The organism is Hyphomonas sp. BRH_c22 (assembly GCF_000961795.1).
GTDB lineage: Bacteria > Pseudomonadota > Alphaproteobacteria > Caulobacterales > Hyphomonadaceae > Hyphomonas.
On the sequence record NZ_LADU01000010.1, the window covers coordinates 1 to 15,929 of the forward strand.

The window sequence follows — 15,929 nt, forward strand, 5'->3', positions numbered from 1 at the left end:
CGTTCGGCGGCGGCGGGGGGGCGGGTGGTTGCTGCAGCGCGAGTGCCTGGCTCGCGTTCGGGGCGCGCGGCTCCCGCATCGGGACGGGCCCGTAATGTGTGGTGGATCGCTGCCAGTCCGTATTCGATGGCGTTCAGCCGGTTCTCCATCGCTTCCAGGTCCAGACGGCCTTCGATGGACTGGACCGCATTCAGAACCGGTGTCAGGTCAGGCGGGGTTTGCGTCAGGAAGGCTTCCTGCAGGCTGGCAATGCGCCGCTCGACCAGTGTCAGGTCCGGCGTCCCGGGCAGGTTGGCGCGTACCGTGGCCAGCGAGTCCTCGAGCGCGGCCATCCGCTCATAGAGCGGTGTCATGTTGGGCTCGGGAATGGTGAAGCTCGCGATGGCGTGTTCGACGCTGACCAGCCTTTGATAGACTGCGCCAAGGTCCGGCATTTCGATGCCCGACACGCCCGAGGCGACGCTTGTGATTTCGGATGACAATTTGTCGAAGTCGCGCTTCTGCGCCGCTTCGAGGCGGTCTCCGAGCAGGGAGATGCGGGACTCGAATTCTGCCAGCCGTGTCTGGAGCGGCCCGAGATCGGTTTGCGGGCGGTCCAGCCCGGCAATGGTGAGGTCAAGACGGGCGAGACCGCTATGCAGCGGGCCGAGATCGACTTCGGGCAGTTTGATCGCGGCCAGGGATTCTTCGAGCTGGCCGAAACGTCTGTCGATCGGGGAAAGGTCTGTATTCTTGAGTTCGGCGACCGAGGCGGCGAGGCTCGTCAGGCGCGATTCCAGGCCGTCCAGCTTGCCCTCAAGCGGGCGGAGGTCGGTTTCGGGAAGAGTGAAGCCCGTGATGGTGCGTTCGATCTGGTTGAGGCGCGTGTCCATGCCTTCGAGCATGGCCTGGAGGGGACCAAGATCGGTTTCAGGCATGACAATGCCTGAAATGGCCCCTTCGACGGCGGCAAGACGCTGGTTCACCGGATCCATGTCAGGCATGCGCAGCGACCTGACAGCCGAGGAGATGAGCGCCATGCCGGCCTCATAATCTTCCCGTGCGGCGGGCTCGGGGCGGGCGCTGAGGGCGTCCAGCCGCTCCGTAATCCGCTCATGGGATTCGGTGATGCCTTCCTGACGGTTTCTCAGCCACCAATAGGCCAGCACGGCGCCAAGAATGGCGGCCAGCAGCAGCAGGGGGAAAATCTGAGTAAGAAGGAACCACATAATATTGTCTCGCTAGCCCAAAAGAGCCCGAATGGGCCGCCCGGGTCAATCGGATGCACGGACGACGCGAATTTCGATGCGCCGGTTATGCGCGCGGCCTTCCGCCGTGCTGTTGTCGTCAATCGGCTTTCGCGCACCAAAGCCTTCGGCGCGCAGGCGGTCAGCGGGTACGCCGCGGGCGATCAAGGCATCGCGCACCGCTTCAGCGCGGGCATCGCCCAGCAGTTCATTCGCATTCGCCGTGCCCATGCTGTCAGTATGCCCTTCAATGCGCAGCGTACCGGGACAGGCTGTTGCGGCATCGGCGACGGATTGCAGAAGCGACGAACTGCGCGGGTCGATTTCGGCACTGGACGGGGCAAACTGTATGTGGGCCGTGCCGAGAAGGTCTGCGAGCGATGTCTCGCAGGTCGCCACCGCTTCATTGGGCAGGATGTCGATATTGCCAAGGCGGCCGACGGCAAGGGGGCTGGCGACCAGTTGCTTGACGGCGGCAGCGCCCGATTCCGGCAATTCGCATTTCAGCGAGAACTCCTCGTCCAGGAAAGCGGCCACGCCGCGGTCACAGCGGCTGAGCGCCTCGATCGCATGCAGGGCGACCTCTGTATATTCCGGATTCTTTGCCACGTGGGTGACTTCCAGGAAATCTGCGACACTGGCGATGCGGGGCGGGTCGATCTTGCCTTCGGCCGCAGCGACAAGCGATGCGCGCGTGACGTCATCGGGCACAATGCCTTCGAGCTTTAGCTCGCCGTCTGAAAGGCGATAGGTCCATTCGGGCTTTCGGATCGCCGTAGGCATGACCACGCCTGAACCGAACGAGGCAAAAACGCGTGTCACAGGCGTGGCAGACCCAAGCCAGGTGGGTGTCTGGGCCGCGCGTACCAGCGCGATGAGCTGCTCGCCTTCCATGCGGGAGGGAGGCTGGCCTTCCAGCCAGACCCATTGGCCGGATACTCTCGCGCTGGCCCAGTCGGCACCATTGGCCGCCAGGGTTTGTTCGGCGGACTTTATGGCGCGTTGCTCGACAATATGGCGGGCGAAAGGTCCCATCCCCATCCAGAAGACGACGAGCAGCCCGAGGAGCGGAATCAGGCCGTAGGGCATGAAGGGCACATGTGGACGCGGCCGCCCGCGAACGTGTGACCTGATGGTGCGGTCTTCTGAATAGCTGAGATTGGTCATAAACCCCGGGTCCCGCGCGTTCTGCACGGTTTCATGTAACAGGCGCCGTCAAAGCGGCGCAAGGCAACTGTCCTGATACGGGAATTTCCCGCGCATCAGCCCAGAGGCAGGGCCGACCAGACCCGTAACAGTACCCATACAGCCCCGGCGAGCCCGCAGCCCGCCCCGATCAGCACGATGCCGTCGCGGGCGGTCAGGCCGAGGCCGAAGAGAAGCACAGCCAGGCTGGGCAATACCGGGCCGAACGGCACGAGCCCGAGGGGAAACATCAAAAGTGCGGCGGCAATGCAAACAAGCGCCGCAAGGCCGATAAAGGGTGGCTGCGACAGGAAAGGGAGGCGCGGCTTCAGCACCTTGTCCACGGGCCGGGCATATTTGCGGGCCTGTTCGACGCCGCTCACCAGGGCCGCCCGGGGAAAGGTCATGTCGAGAATGCGTTTCGGCACCCAGGGAAAAGTGCGCCCCAGCAGGATCTGTCCGGCAATCAGCAGGATAACAAGCGCGGTCACCCAGCTGGTGCCCGGAAGGATCGTCAGCGGCGAGATGGCGATGAAGCCAAGCAAGAGCAGGATCGGTCCATAGGAACGCCGCCCGACGGCATTCAGCATGTCACGAACGGTGACTTGATCGCCTGACGTGCATTCCGTCAGGCTCGACAGGAGCGATTCCAGATTGTTTATCTTGGCCATGCCCGCTTCCTAACGCGATCCAGGATGTATGAACACCTGAATCGCGTGAGGTGCGGGATGGTTCCTCAGGCTGCCTTGCGCTTGGCTTTGCGGGCCTCGAGCTTGTTCACGGCGTGGAGATAGGCCTTGGCACTGGCGACCAGCGTATCCGGGTCGGATGAACGCCCCGTGGCCATGATGCCTTCGCCATTCAGCCGGACAGACACGGTCGCCTGCGCATCCGTACCGCCGGTCACTGCGTGGACCTGGTAAAGGTCCAGTGTGGCGTTATGCTGGACGATCTGGCGGATGGCATTGAACACGGCATCCACCGGGCCGTTGCCGCGTGCAATGGCGTATTTTTCCTCGCCATCCACCGTCAGGTCGATCTCGGCCGTCTGGGGCCCGTCCGTGCCGCACACGACGCGCAGGCGCTTGAACACGATGCGCTCGCCTTCGGCCGCCAGCTGGTCATCAACGAGCACAGCGATATCGTCATCAAAGACATGCTTCTTCTTGTCGGCCAGATCCTTGAAGCGCTTGAAGGCATCGTTCAGCGCATCGCCTTCGAGGAAATAGCCCATGCTTTCCAGCTTGTCGCGGAAGGCGTGACGGCCGGAAAGCTTGCCCATGACCAGCGAAGTTTTCGCCACGCCGACATCTTCCGGCTTCATGATTTCGTAGGTTTCGGCATTCTTCAGCATGCCGTCCTGGTGGATGCCGCTTTCATGCGCGAAGGCGTTCTTGCCGACGATGGCCTTGTTGTACTGGACCGGGAAACCGGTGATGCGGCTGACCATGGCCGAGGCGCGCGACAGGTAGGCCGGATTGACCGTGGTCGAGAAGGGCAGCGTGTCCTCACGGACCTTCATCGCCATGACGACTTCTTCAAGGGCGGCATTGCCGGCCCGTTCGCCAAGGCCATTGATCGCACATTCGATCTGGCGCGCACCATTGGCGACGGCGGAGATCGAGTTGGCGACGGCAAGGCCGAGATCATTGTGGCAGTGGGCCGACCAGATCGCCTTGTCGGAATTCGTCACGTTCTCGATCAGGCGGCGGAACAGCGCGCCATATTCTTCCGGGTGGGAATAGCCGACCGTGTCTGGCACGTTGATCGTGGTGGCGCCTGATGCGATGGCGACGTCGATGCATTTGCACAGGAAATCGAAATCGGTGCGGGTGGCGTCTTCCGCGCTCCACTCGACATCGTCCGTGTGATTGCGGGCCTGGGCAACCGAGCGGCCGATCGCTTCCAGCACGGCGTTCGGGCCCATTTTCAGCTTGTGCTTCATGTGCACCGGGCTGGTCGAGATGAACGTGTGGATACGGGGTCGGGCAGCCTGTTTGACAGCTTCGGCGCAGCGGTCAATGTCGCCGGGAGTCGAGCGGGCGAGGCCGCAGATGATGGCGCTTTTCGACTGGGCGGCGATGGCGCTGACGGCGGCAAAGTCGCCATCGGATGCGGCGGGAAAACCGGCTTCGATCACGTCGACGCGCATGTCTTCCATCAGGCTGGCGAGTTCGAGCTTTTCAACATGGGTCATGGACGCGCCCGGCGACTGTTCGCCGTCACGCAGGGTCGTGTCGAAAATTCGGATATGAGGATTGGTGGTCATGGTTTGCGGCTCTGCTTGGAAAATTAGGGGGGCTAAAGCATTCCCCTGGCCGCGCGACTGCCCCTGATCAGGCAGACGGCACCGGCCAGGGGCCGGTAAGCAGGAGGCTGAGGGGCAAATTGTTCCACATGTCGCCTTTAATCATCCCGTTTCGCCCCCATGTCAACCGGCGGATCGCTGATCAGGGGAACAGATTGCCCCTTCGGAGCGAGACGTGTGCGGGCATAAAGCGCAATGGCTGCGTAGATGGCGGCGGCGATGAAAGCGGCCAGGATTGCGATGCCGGGATTGCCCTTGAGCGCGGCAAACAGGCTCTGGCCTGCAAAGGCGATCAGCGCGATCTTTGGCAGGACCCCAACCCCCATCCCGATGGCGAAGTCGCGATACTTCGCGGTGCTGACGCCGAACGCCATGTTGACCATGATGAATGGCCCGGTTGGCACGTTGCGCACGAGGGCGCTGGTCGCCATCGCGTTGCGGCCGACAAAGGCGGCAAGGCGGTTTGCGGTCGTCCCGGCATAGCGGCGGAATACCGTTTCGCCTGCCAGGCGGCCGACCCAGAACGTGAGCGAGCCGGAAGCCATGTTGGCGATCCAGGCATAGACAAAGCCGAGCCAGGGCCCGAACAGGGCGACCGCTGCAGCAATCAATGCGAATTGCGGGACGCCGAGAAAGGCTGCGACGCAGAAGACCAGGATCAGGGCGGGCAGGCCCCAGGGGCTGCCGGAGACGGCTTCCATCCAGGCATTGAGGGTTTCTGCGCGGGGAAGGACGCCAAGTTTGCCAAGGATAAAGATGACGAACACGGCGGCAAGCAGTCCGCCGCCGAGGAGAAGTGTCCTCCGGGCAGGCTGGCTGGCGGTGTTTTCAGGCGGGCGCATGGGCCACCGAATGGCGCCAGCGCGCCCTTGCGTCAAGCAGTGTGTTGCATCGGTTTCATGACACCGCAAGACCCGTTGCCGCGGCGGCGGCACTGGCCCAGGCCCACTGGAAATTATAGCCGCCGAGCCAGCCCGTCACATCGACGCATTCGCCGATGAAATACAGCCCGGCAACATGGCGGCTTTCCATCGTGCGCGATGACAGGCTGGCCGTATCGATCCCGCCGGCGGTCACCTCGGCGGTGCGCCAGCCTTCCGTGCCGGCAGGGCGCACGACCCATTCGGTGAGGGTGGCGGCGAGGGCGTCGAGTGTGGCGTGGGAGGTGTCGGCGAGGCGGTTGGCGGGTGTTGTGTGGGTGCGGGTGAGGATAAGCTCGGCCAGCCGCTTGGCGAAGAGGTCCTCGAGCGCGGCCCCGAGGGTATGCATGGGCCGGTCGCGCTTGGCGGCCTTAAGGGTCTCCGCAATGTCGGTATCGGGCAGGAGGCGGAGCGTCACAGGCTCGCCGGGTGACCAGTAGGACGAGACCTGCAGGATGGCCGGGCCGGACAGGCCGCGATGGGTGAACAGCATCGCCTCGTCAAAACGGGCGCGCGGCGTGCTGGCGCGGACGCCGCAGGCGACGCCGGAGATCGAGGCGAAGTCTTCCTGGTCGGCGCCGGTAAACACGAAAGGCACCAGCGCCGCGCGGGTGGGGATGATGTCATGGCCGAACTGGCGGGCAATGTCATAGGCAAGGCCGGTGGCGCCCATTTTCGGAATCGACAGGCCGCCCGTGGCGACGATGAGCCTCGGCGCAGTGACCTGACCGGCCGATGTGTCGACCGAGAACAGGCCATCGGCGTGGCTGACGGCCTTTATTTCGGTGCCGAGGCGAAGCTCGCCGCCGCCTGCTTCCAGCTCGTCGAGCAGCATCTGGATGATCGCGCCGGATTTCTGGTCGCAGAACAGCTGGCCAAGGGTCTTCTCGTGCCAGGTGATCTGGTGGCGGGCGAGGAGATCGAGAAAGTCCTGCGGCGTGTAGCGGGCGAGGGCCGACTTGGCAAAATGCGGATTCTCGGAAATGAACCGGTCCGGCGCTGTATGGATATTGGTGAAATTGCATCGCCCGCCGCCGGATATGCGCACCTTTTCGGCAGGCTTTGCCGCATGGTCGATCACGAGGACACGCTGGCCGTTCTGCCCGATCCGGCTGGCGCAGAAGAGGCCAGCTGCGCCGGCGCCAAGAATAATGGCATCAAAGCCGGGAGAAGAGGGCGCAGCGTGCATGGCTGGCCTATGCCGCAGGCGGGGCACGGCGCGCAAGCTTGATCCGCCGCTGGATGGCGGTTAGCAAACCCCGACCCGGTTTCCCCTCCTTCAAGGATTTGCTACCCATGATACAGACACAGCCGCGCCATGACTGGACCCGCGACGAGATCGAAGCCCTGTATGAAGGCCCGCTCGACACGCTGATCGGACAGGCGCTGGACGTGAAGCGGCAGAACTGGCCGGACGGGAAAGTCCAGAAATCCCAGCTGCTCTCGATCAAGACCGGCGGCTGCGCCGAGGATTGCGGCTATTGCAGCCAGTCAGCGCATTTCGATACGGGCCTTGATGCCTCCAAGCTGATGCCGCTGGGCGAAGTGGTGGAGGCGGCCCGCCGCGCCAGGGAGAACGGCGCTGACCGATTCTGCATGGGCGCGGCCTGGCGCAGCCTGAAGGATCGCGACCTGCCGAAAGTGGCAGCCATGATCGAGGCGGTGAAGGCAGAGGGTCTCGAGACCTGCGTTACGCTCGGCATGCTGGAAGCGGGCCAGGCCGAGGCGCTGGCTGAGGCAGGGCTCGACTATTACAATCATAACCTCGATACCTCGCCGGAATATTACGGCACGGTGGTCTCGACGCGCACCTATGATGACCGGCTGGAAACGCTGGGCCGGGCGCGCGGCGCCGGGCTGAAGCTCTGCTGCGGCGGCATTCTCGGCATGGGCGAGAGCCGGGCCGACCGGATCGGCCTCATCCATGAACTCTCGAAACTGGCGCCGCACCCTGAAAGCGTGCCGATCAACATGCTGGTGCCGATTCCGGGCACGCCGCTTGGTGACAGCCCGGCCGTCGGCGTGCTGGAAATGGCGCGCGCGATAGCCGTCTGCCGCATCGTGTTCCCGAAAAGCTGGGTGCGCCTGTCTGCGGGGCGCGAGAGCATGACCGAAGAAGGCCAGGCCATGTGCCTGCTGGCCGGAGCGAACTCGATCTTTGTCGGCGACCGCCTGCTGACAACCGACAATCCGGATGCCGACGAGGACAGTGCGCTGATGAGCGCGATGGGCCTTGAGGCGGCGGGCCATGCCGAAATGGAAGAGGGCCCGCGCCGGCTAACCACCCTGATCGGCAACTAACGCACCATGAAAAAAGCGCTCTCCGGGAGGAGAGCGCTTTTCCTACTCTACGCTTCACTCCCTTCGGAGCGGCGCTGTCCGTTTATGCGGTCACGGACTGGCGCTGGTCGGCATGTTTGCCTTCGCAGATTTCCTCGACAATCTTGGCATTGAAGTCGCCAAGGTCATCAGGTGAGCGTGATGTCACGAGGCCTGCATCGACGACAACCGACTGGTCAAGCACGCGGGCACCTGCATTCTTGAGGTCCTGCTGGATCGCCCCATAGCCTGTCACTTGGCGGCCATTGACAAGATTGGCCGAAATGAGGACCTGCGGTCCGTGGCAGATCGAGAAAACCGGCTTCTTCTGGCGGAAAAAGTCTGACGTGAAGTCCAGGGCTTTCTGATTGGTGCGCAATGTGTCCGGGCTGAACAGGCCGCCCGGAATGAGCAGGGCGTCGAAGTCTGCCGCCCTGGCATCATCGAGCGTCATGTCGACCTTGAACGTGGCGCCGTGTTCGCGGTGCTTGTTGGCCTGGATCGTGCCATGCGTCATCGACACGATGCTTGTCGTGCCGCCCGCATTCTCGATGGCTTCCCTCGGTGAGGTAAGCTCGATCTCTTCAAATCCGTCAGCTGCGAGGATGGCGAGTTTTCGTCCTTGAGCGCGTTGGGTCATGGATGTCTCCTTGCTTTGTGTTCTGGCGCGTCGGCAGGCAACGAGGCCTGCGCCGCTTCAGGAATAGTCCTGTGCCTAAACAATGCGTGGCCCCGGCAATCGTTGCAGGCGAATACAGTTACGCTTTTGCAAGGAGGCTGGATCAGGGGGCTGATTCCAGGAATCAGCCCCCTGATCCAGAATTTCTTTTTGGTCGCGGCGTGTCCCCGAAAACAGTGTCCACTTTTCGGCACGCCACTCTAGCGCGTCTGCCCGCCATCCACCGGCAGCACGGCGCCGGTGACGAAGCTTGCAAGCGGGCTCAGGAGGTAGGCCGCAGCCGAGCCGATTTCGTCAGGCCGCCCGAACCGGTTGAGCGGCACTTCGCGCTTGATCCACTTCATCCACGCGCCGCCGCGTTCGCCCTGCGAACGGGTTTCCCAGTCACCGCCGGGGAAGATGATGTTGCCGGGCGCGATGGCGTTGACGCGGATGCCTGATGGGCCGGCGACACGGGCAAGCTCCTTGGCCAGATGGTTCATGGCCGCCTTGGACGTGCCATAGGTGAGAGGCGTGCCGAGCGCGCCGAGCCCTGCAATCGAGGTGATCATCAGGACGGAGCCCTCGCCGCGCGGTGTCATCCTGCGCAGGGCCGAGCGTGCGAGCTTGAATGCGGAGTCGAGGTTCTGGCTGATGCCGCCATCCCATGTCTCGTCATCGACCTCGAAGCCGGGCGGGCAGGGGTGCAGGCCGACATTGGCGACCGCGCCCCATAGCGGGCCGAATCCGGTTTCGATCGCATCAATCATGGAATCGATCGTCTGGCTGTCGCGCAGGTCTCCGGCCCTGGCCCAGACCTTGTCTTCACCATATTGCGCTGCAAGGCGTGCGCGCTGTTCTTCCAGCGCCTCGGCGCCGCGCGCGGCGATGGCGACCCGGGCGCCTTCAGCCAGGCAGGCTTCAACGATGCCAAGACCGATGCCCCGGCTGGCGCCCGCCACGAAAATTACCTTGTCTTTCAGATCCAGATCCATCTGCGTCAGTCTCCCTTATGTTCCAGTGTCATGTCTGTAAGCGGCTCTGCCGGGTCAGCAAAGGGCGGATGCCGGCTGATCACGAACACGGCGCCGACCGCCAGCAGGCCCAGGCTGATCGCCATGGTCCAGGGCATGCGCCAGAAGACGAAGATCGTGCCGGCTGCGGCGAGCGCCATGCCGGACAGGGCGGCCAGCTTGCTGCGCATGCTCATGCGGCCGGATTCTGCAAAGTCGCGGATCGGCTGGCCAATGCCGGGGCGGGCATAGATCCATTGCGCCCAGGCGGGATTGGACCGGGCAAAGGCGAGCGCTGCCGCGATCCAGAAAATCGTGGTTGGCCAGATCGGCAGGGCGAGGCCAATCGCGCCCACCGCGAAGGCAAACATTCCAAGGATGCGCCAGGCCCACATGCGTGCCTACATCGGGTGCAATGTGCCGGCTGGCAAGGCGGGAGTCGGCCACGCCAGTGCCGGCGCGCCATGACGAAACCGCAACATTCCTTTGAATTGACCCAATCACGCCCTGTTGGCGACGCACCCAAGCGGTGTATGGATATCAACAGAAAATACAGGAGAGGTTCATGTCGCAGTTCATAACGGGCACACGGGGCAAGTTTCGGATCGTCGTCGCGGCCATCCTGTTCAGTCTCGTCGCCGCCTGTGGCGGGGGCGACAAGGACAAGGCGGCCGAAACGGTCAGCCCGGCCGGTGAGGTGGTGCAGCGGGCCCCGAAAGACCAGGTTGCCGCGCGCCAGCGCGAACAGCGCCGCCAGAAGGCCATCGCCGCGCAGGAGCAGGAATTCTCCTACTTCCGCTACCGGATCGACACCAGCAGCGAGCAGCCGCTGGCCTGCCTCGTCTTTTCGGCCGCGCTGGACCCCAAGACCGACTATTCGCCCTATGTCGACTTCCGCCCCGCCTTCCGCCCTGCGCTCAGCGTCGAGGGACGCGAGCTGTGCATTGGCGGCCTGACCTTCGGCACCAGCCGCACGGCCACGATCCTGTCGGGCCTGCCGGCCGCTGACGGGCGCACACTGAAGCGCGAAGAGACCGTGCCGATCGATTTTGCCGACCGTCCGCCTTATGTCGGCTTCAAGGGCGCAGGCGTGATCCTGCCGCGCGGCGATGCTGACGGCCTGCCGATCGAGACGGTAAATGTCGAGAAGGTGAATATCAGCGTGTCGCGGGTGAATGACCGGGCGCTGGCCTTCAAGAGCATTACCGACGGCGAGACGACCGGGCAGGGCCGCTATTCCTATTCCTGGGGCAATGACAGCCCGAGCGATGTGGAAGAGGAAATCTGGTCCGGCACGATGGACATTGCGGCCGAACAGAACGCGCCAATCGTGTCTGTCTTCCCGCTTCAGGACGTGATTTCCACGATGGAGCCGGGCGCCTATTACGTCCGCATCTCCGATGCCGCCAAGCTGGACCCGCAGCAGGGCCCGCCCGCTTCCTCCTCGCGCTGGATCATGCTGACCGATCTCGCGATCACGGCCTATGAGGGCGAGAACGGCCTCGACATCACGCTGCGCTCTCTGCAGGACGGCAAGCCCGTTCCGGATACGACCGTGCAGCTGATTGCGATGAGCAACGAGATCCTCGCCGAGACGCGCAGCAATGAGCAGGGCCGCGTTGCGTTCGACAAGCCGCTGACCAATGGCGCCGGCAATATGGCGCCGAAATTGGTGCTTGCCTTCAGCGCCAAGGGCGAACTGGCCGCGCTGGACCTGACACGCGCACCGGTCGACCTGTCCGAACATGTCACCGGCGGCCGCCGGACACCCGGCCTGGTTGATGCCTATGTCTATACTGATCGCGGCATCTACCGTCCCGGTGAGACGGTGAACATCTCTGCCCTGTTGCGCGACCGTGCCGGACGCCAGGTCGACGACCGGACCGGCAATCTCGTGATCTATCGCCCGAACGGGCTGGTTGCCGAGAAGATCCGTTTCGACGATCCGGATTCAGGCGCTGTCCTGAAGAGTTTCATCCTGCCCAAGGGCGCATCGCGTGGCCAGTGGCGCGCCGCGTTGGAAGTCGACGGGCTGACTGACACGTCCGGCGCCGCAAGGTTTGCGGTCGAGGATTTCGTGCCGCAGCGCATCGCGGTCGACCTCAAGGCAGATGACAAGACGGCGATGAAGCTGGGCGGGACGCGTGAGATCGCGGTCGCCTCGCGCTTCCTCTATGGCGCTCCGGGTGCCGGCCTGACAGTCAAGGCCGAGGCCCGGCTTGAGCCGCAACCCAATCCATTCCCGGCCTTTGATGGCTTCGCCTTCGGCCGCCATGATGCCACGTTCGAGGAGCGGATCATCGAACTGCCTGACCAGACGACGGACGGGGCAGGGGCGGCAACGGTTCGCGTCGCGCCTGGCAATGCCGGCAGCAATGCGGGCCGGCCGCTGCGCATCAATACCGTGGTCAGCGTGCTGGAACCCGGTGGCCGCGCGGTGACAGACAGCGTGCGGATCCCGTACCGCCCTGAAAACCTCTATATCGGCCTCAAGCCCGGCTTCGATGAATCCGTCGAAGAGGGTGGCGACTCGGTCTTTCAGGTCGTGGCCGTGAATTCCGATGGCGCCGCGGTAGCGCAGCGCCTCGCATGGAAGATGCTGGCCATCGACTATCATTATGACTGGTACCGCGATGGCGACGAATGGCGCTGGCGCCGGTCGCGCACCGTGACCAAGGTCAATGAAGGCGTTGTGTCCACCACAACGGGCGCGACGGCCGAGATCAAGGTCAGCGGCTTGGAATGGGGCAGCCATGAACTGGTTGTCGAAGCCGAAGGCGTCAATGTCGGCGCCGCTGCCAGCGATGACTTCTATGTCGGCTGGGGTGGCCGCGTGTCGGATGACGGCGTCGAAGCGCCTGACCGCGTCCGCGTGATGGGCCCAGAAAAGTCGCCAAGCCCCGGCCAGTCCGCCGAGATCACGATTGTCCCACCCTATGACGGGCAGGCCCAGATCGTCGTCGCCACCGACAAGGTCCTGTCGGTCCAGAACATCAATGTCACGTCCAGCGGCACGCGCGTCACGCTGCCTGTGTCCGATGCCTGGGGCGAAGGCGCCTATGTCATGGTCAACGTCTATACGGCGCGTGATCCGATCCTGCAGGCCAAGCCGCGCCGCGCCGTGGGCGTTGCGCATGTGCCGGTCAACATGGATGCAAGGACGTTCAACCTGACGGTCTCGGCACCGAAAGTCGCGCGTCCGCGCCGCGAACAGGTGATCGAAGTCGATTTCGGTGGCGGCCCGCGTGAGCCTGTCTTCCTGACAGTTGCGGCTGTCGATGAAGGCATCCTGCAGCTCACCAAGTTCAAGAGCCCCGATCCGGTTGCCTATTATTACGGCCAGAAGGCGCTCGGCGTTGAACTCTATGACGATTATGGACGCCTGCTGGACCCGAACATGGGCCTGCCCGCTGAAGTGCGCACCGGTGGTGACCAGCTTGGCGGCGAAGGCCTGACAGTCGTGCCGGTCAAGTCCGTGGCGCTCTATTCCGGCCTCGTCGAGGTCGGACGCTCGGGCAAGGCAAAGGTGTCGTTCGACCTGCCTGACTTCAACGGCGAGCTGCGCATCATGGCCGTGGCCTGGTCGAAGACCGGTCTCGGCAAGGGCGAAGCGAAGATGACAGTCCGCGATCCGGCGCCGTCCGACCTGATCCTGCCGCGCTTCATGGCACCGGGTGATGAGGCCTTCCTCACCGCGAGCATCGACAATGTCGAATTGCCGTCCGGCGAGTTCACGGCGCAGATTTCTGCGGCCGGTCCGATCACGGTGGCCGAAAGCCGCCTGACCCGCTCGGTTCAGACGGGCAAGCGCTCGGATGTGCCGGTGCGTGTCGAAGCACAGTCCGAGGGTATCTCGAAGGTGCGTATCGCCGTCTCCGGCCCCGACAAGTACGAAGTGGCGCACACGTACGATATCCAGACCCGCTCGCCCTACCTGCCGGAAACCCGCTCCACGAGCGCGCTGATGCAGCCCGGCCAGCAATATTCGGTCGATCCGAAGCTGCTTGCCGGCTATGTGCCGGGATCGGTGGATGTCACGGTCGGCTTCTCGAGCATCCCGGTTGATCCGGCCACGCTCTATGCCTCGCTCGACCGCTATCCCTATGGCTGCACCGAACAGACGGTCAGCCGGGCCATGCCGCTGCTCTATTCCGAACAGCTGGTTGCCATGGGCGCGCGCGGATCCCGCGACAATGCGCGGGACCGGGTGCAGGCCGCGGTCAACACGATCCTCAATCGTCAGGGGTCGGAAGGTGCGTTCGGCCTCTGGCGCGAGGGTGACGGCTATGCCTCGCCCTGGCTCGGTGCCTATTCGACAGACTTCATCTACCGCGCCAAGGCCGCTGGCTATAATGTGCCGGATGAGGCGCTGGACCGGGCCTATGGCGCACTGCGCGCCGTATCGACCGGCGACCAGTGGCGCATCTATGGCTACGATACGGATGTCTATGAGGGCCAGTATTCCAACGATACGGCCGAGCAGATGATGTATCGCGCCTCGGCCTATGCGCTCTATGTGCTCGCCAAGTCGGGCGAGGCGGACATTTCCCGCCTGCGCTACCTGCACGACCGCGACCTGTCGAAGATCGACAGCCCGCTGGCGCGCGCCCATATCGGTGCCGGCCTTGCCTATCTCGGTGACCGGTCACGGGCGGCATCGGCCTTTGAATCGGCCGAGAAAGCCCTCGGCTACAAGAATAGCGGCGACTATTACCAGACGCCTCTGCGCGACCTGGCCGGCATGATGGCACTGGCCAGTGAAGCCGACATGACGCCGCTGGTCGCCCGTCTTGCCGAACGCCTTGGCAAGGATGTGCCGGATGCGGACGAGATGACGACGCAGGAGAAGGCCTTCATCCTTCTGGCGGTCAATGACTTCAACAAGGGCGAGAATGCGTTCCGCCTGATGGTCGAAGGTCTTGGCCGCGGCAATGACAATGAGCGCCAGTACCTGATTTCGGAAGAACAGGTTGCCTCTGGCGTGGAGTTCAAGCTGGAAGGCAAGGCGCCGATGTTCCGCACCGTGCTGGTGACGGGCGCGCCGGAAAAGGCCCCGCCTGCCGCCTCATCGAAACTGCAGACCGACAAGGCCTTCTACACGATGACGGGCGGACGCGTGGATCTCTCGCGCGTCAACCAGGGCGACCAGCTGGTCGTGCGGGTGTCCGTCACGCCGCTTGAGCGCCGCCTGAACCCCGTCATTGTCGCCGACCTGTTGCCTGCCGGCTTCGAGATCGAGACCGTGCTGCGCCCGGCCGATGGCCGCCTTGAAGGGGGCGCATCGGGCGCGTTCGGGTTCCTGGGCGAGATAGCCAATACCCAGACGCAGCAGGCGCAGGATGACCGCTTTGTCGCCGCCGTTGATGTCTATGGCGAGCCGGTGACGCTGGCCTATGTCGTGCGGGCGGTTACGCCGGGATCGTTTGCGATGCCGGGTGTCGTCGCCGAGGACATGTATCGCCCCGGCGTCTATGCGCGCTCGCAGGCGGGCCGCGTGACCGTGGTGGGCGCACCGGCAGCAACGGCAGGAGGCAAGTAGGCCAATGGGTCCGGCCGGGCGTCTTCTTGCCGCCTTTGCCCTTCTGGTGGGCGCGGCCTTCGCGCTGGACGCCATCGTGCCGCCACCACTGGAACGGGCAGGGGAGATTTCGGCCCTGGTCACTGACCGGGCCGGAAAGCCCCTGCGCGCCTTCCCGACCGATGACGGCCGCTGGCGTTTCCATGGCGATCTGGGCCGGATCGATCCGGAATTCATCGAGGCGCTGATCCGCGTCGAGGACAAGCGCTTCCGCCAGCACAAGGGCACCGACTGGCTGGGCATGGCCCGGGCTGGCCTGGACTCGGCGCTGTCGGGCCGTGTCGTGTCCGGCGGCTCCACGATCACGATGCAGACGGCACGCATGCTGGAACCGCGTGACCGCAATATCGGATCGAAACTGATCGAGATCGTCCGGGCGCACCAGATCGAGCGCCGCCTCGGCAAGGATGAAATCCTCGCGCTCTACCTGACGCTGACGCCCTATGGCGGCAATCTCGAAGGCGTGCGCGCGGCAAGCTGGAGCTATTTCGGGCACGAGGCGGACCGCCTCTCGGATGACGAGATCGCCCTGCTGATCGCCCTGCCGCAATCGCCCGAGGCGCGCCGGCCAGACCGCCGCCCCGAACAGGCGGCGAGGGCCCGCAACTGGGTGGCGCAGAAACTGGCGAATTATGGCGTCTTTTCCGAGGCAGATGTGGCAGACGTGGCCGCCTCCGGCGTGCCCGGCCGCAGGCGCGATTTCCCGGACAGGGCCTGGCATG

General features: G+C 64.2%; 12 protein-coding genes. 3 read left to right on the top strand and 9 right to left on the bottom strand.

What is annotated here, in order from left to right:
* From VR74_RS01655 to VR74_RS01680, 6 genes are all read right to left on the bottom strand, one after another.
* On the bottom strand, positions 1–1,208 hold a 1,208-nt coding region (locus VR74_RS01655; RefSeq protein WP_045693833.1), incomplete at its 3' end, for a hypothetical protein.
* A gap of 45 nt (positions 1,209–1,253) precedes the next feature.
* Complete coding sequence (locus VR74_RS01660) at positions 1,254–2,393, bottom strand: OmpA family protein (RefSeq protein WP_045693835.1); 1,140 nt, start codon at positions 2,391–2,393, stop codon at positions 1,254–1,256.
* 95 nt (positions 2,394–2,488) lie between these two features.
* A complete protein-coding gene (locus VR74_RS01665) occupies positions 2,489–3,082 on the bottom strand; it encodes an exopolysaccharide biosynthesis protein (protein ID WP_045693836.1) in 594 nt (197 codons plus the stop codon).
* Positions 3,083–3,147: 65 nt separating this feature from the next.
* Entirely contained in the window at positions 3,148–4,680 is a 1,533-nt protein-coding gene (locus VR74_RS01670; RefSeq protein ID WP_045693837.1) for a 2-isopropylmalate synthase, read from the bottom strand.
* A gap of 137 nt (positions 4,681–4,817) precedes the next feature.
* Positions 4,818–5,561 (bottom strand): VTT domain-containing protein, encoded by a 744-nt coding sequence (locus tag VR74_RS01675; RefSeq protein ID WP_045693838.1) that lies wholly within the window; start codon positions 5,559–5,561, stop codon positions 4,818–4,820.
* A 55-nt stretch (positions 5,562–5,616) separates the two neighbouring features.
* A complete protein-coding gene (locus VR74_RS01680) occupies positions 5,617–6,828 on the bottom strand; it encodes an NAD(P)/FAD-dependent oxidoreductase (protein WP_045693839.1) in 1,212 nt (403 codons plus the stop codon).
* A 107-nt stretch (positions 6,829–6,935) separates the two neighbouring features.
* Between VR74_RS01680 and bioB the strand changes: the two genes are divergently transcribed.
* The gene (bioB, locus tag VR74_RS01685) at positions 6,936–7,940 is read left to right on the top strand and encodes a biotin synthase BioB (RefSeq protein ID WP_045693840.1); all 1,005 of its coding nucleotides are present in this window, start codon (positions 6,936–6,938) and stop codon (positions 7,938–7,940) included.
* Between the two features lie 82 nt (positions 7,941–8,022).
* Here the strand turns inward: bioB and VR74_RS01690 are convergent, their stop codons facing one another.
* The 3 genes from VR74_RS01690 to VR74_RS01700 all read right to left on the bottom strand — a co-directional run bounded on the left by VR74_RS01690 (position 8,023) and on the right by VR74_RS01700 (position 10,024).
* Positions 8,023–8,598, bottom strand: coding sequence for a type 1 glutamine amidotransferase domain-containing protein (locus VR74_RS01690; RefSeq protein ID WP_045693841.1), 576 nt, complete (start codon positions 8,596–8,598; stop codon positions 8,023–8,025).
* 239 nt (positions 8,599–8,837) lie between these two features.
* A complete protein-coding gene (locus VR74_RS01695) occupies positions 8,838–9,611 on the bottom strand; it encodes an SDR family oxidoreductase (protein ID WP_045693842.1) in 774 nt (257 codons plus the stop codon).
* A 5-nt stretch (positions 9,612–9,616) separates the two neighbouring features.
* The gene (locus tag VR74_RS01700) at positions 9,617–10,024 is read right to left on the bottom strand and encodes a YbaN family protein (RefSeq protein WP_299949331.1); all 408 of its coding nucleotides are present in this window, start codon (positions 10,022–10,024) and stop codon (positions 9,617–9,619) included.
* 170 nt (positions 10,025–10,194) lie between these two features.
* On the opposite strand from VR74_RS01700, the gene VR74_RS01705 reads away from it, so the two are divergent.
* Positions 10,195–15,168: an alpha-2-macroglobulin gene (locus VR74_RS01705; protein ID WP_045693844.1), complete on the top strand. Its 4,974-nt coding sequence runs from the start codon at positions 10,195–10,197 to the stop codon at positions 15,166–15,168.
* A 4-nt stretch (positions 15,169–15,172) separates the two neighbouring features.
* Positions 15,173–15,929, top strand: a 757-nt coding sequence (locus VR74_RS01710; protein WP_045693846.1) for a transglycosylase domain-containing protein, incomplete at its 3' end; no start/stop codon positions are given.

Bases quoted from the DNA above. Each gene is read 5' to 3' on its own strand.
- VR74_RS01680 (WP_045693839.1), bottom strand. From the start codon at position 6,828: ATGCACGCTGCGCCCTCTTCTCCCGGCTTTGATGCCATTATTCTTGGC.
- VR74_RS01670 (WP_045693837.1), bottom strand. From the start codon at position 4,680: ATGACCACCAATCCTCATATCCGAATTTTCGACACGACCCTGCGTGAC.
- VR74_RS01705 (WP_045693844.1), top strand. From the start codon at position 10,195: ATGTCGCAGTTCATAACGGGCACACGGGGCAAGTTTCGGATCGTCGTC.
- VR74_RS01700 (WP_299949331.1), bottom strand. From the start codon at position 10,024: ATGTGGGCCTGGCGCATCCTTGGAATGTTTGCCTTCGCGGTGGGCGCG.
- VR74_RS01665 (WP_045693836.1), bottom strand. From the start codon at position 3,082: ATGGCCAAGATAAACAATCTGGAATCGCTCCTGTCGAGCCTGACGGAA.
- VR74_RS01695 (WP_045693842.1), bottom strand. From the start codon at position 9,611: ATGGATCTGGATCTGAAAGACAAGGTAATTTTCGTGGCGGGCGCCAGC.
- bioB (WP_045693840.1), top strand. From the start codon at position 6,936: ATGATACAGACACAGCCGCGCCATGACTGGACCCGCGACGAGATCGAA.
- VR74_RS01690 (WP_045693841.1), bottom strand. From the start codon at position 8,598: ATGACCCAACGCGCTCAAGGACGAAAACTCGCCATCCTCGCAGCTGAC.
- VR74_RS01675 (WP_045693838.1), bottom strand. From the start codon at position 5,561: ATGCGCCCGCCTGAAAACACCGCCAGCCAGCCTGCCCGGAGGACACTT.
- VR74_RS01660 (WP_045693835.1), bottom strand. From the start codon at position 2,393: ATGACCAATCTCAGCTATTCAGAAGACCGCACCATCAGGTCACACGTT.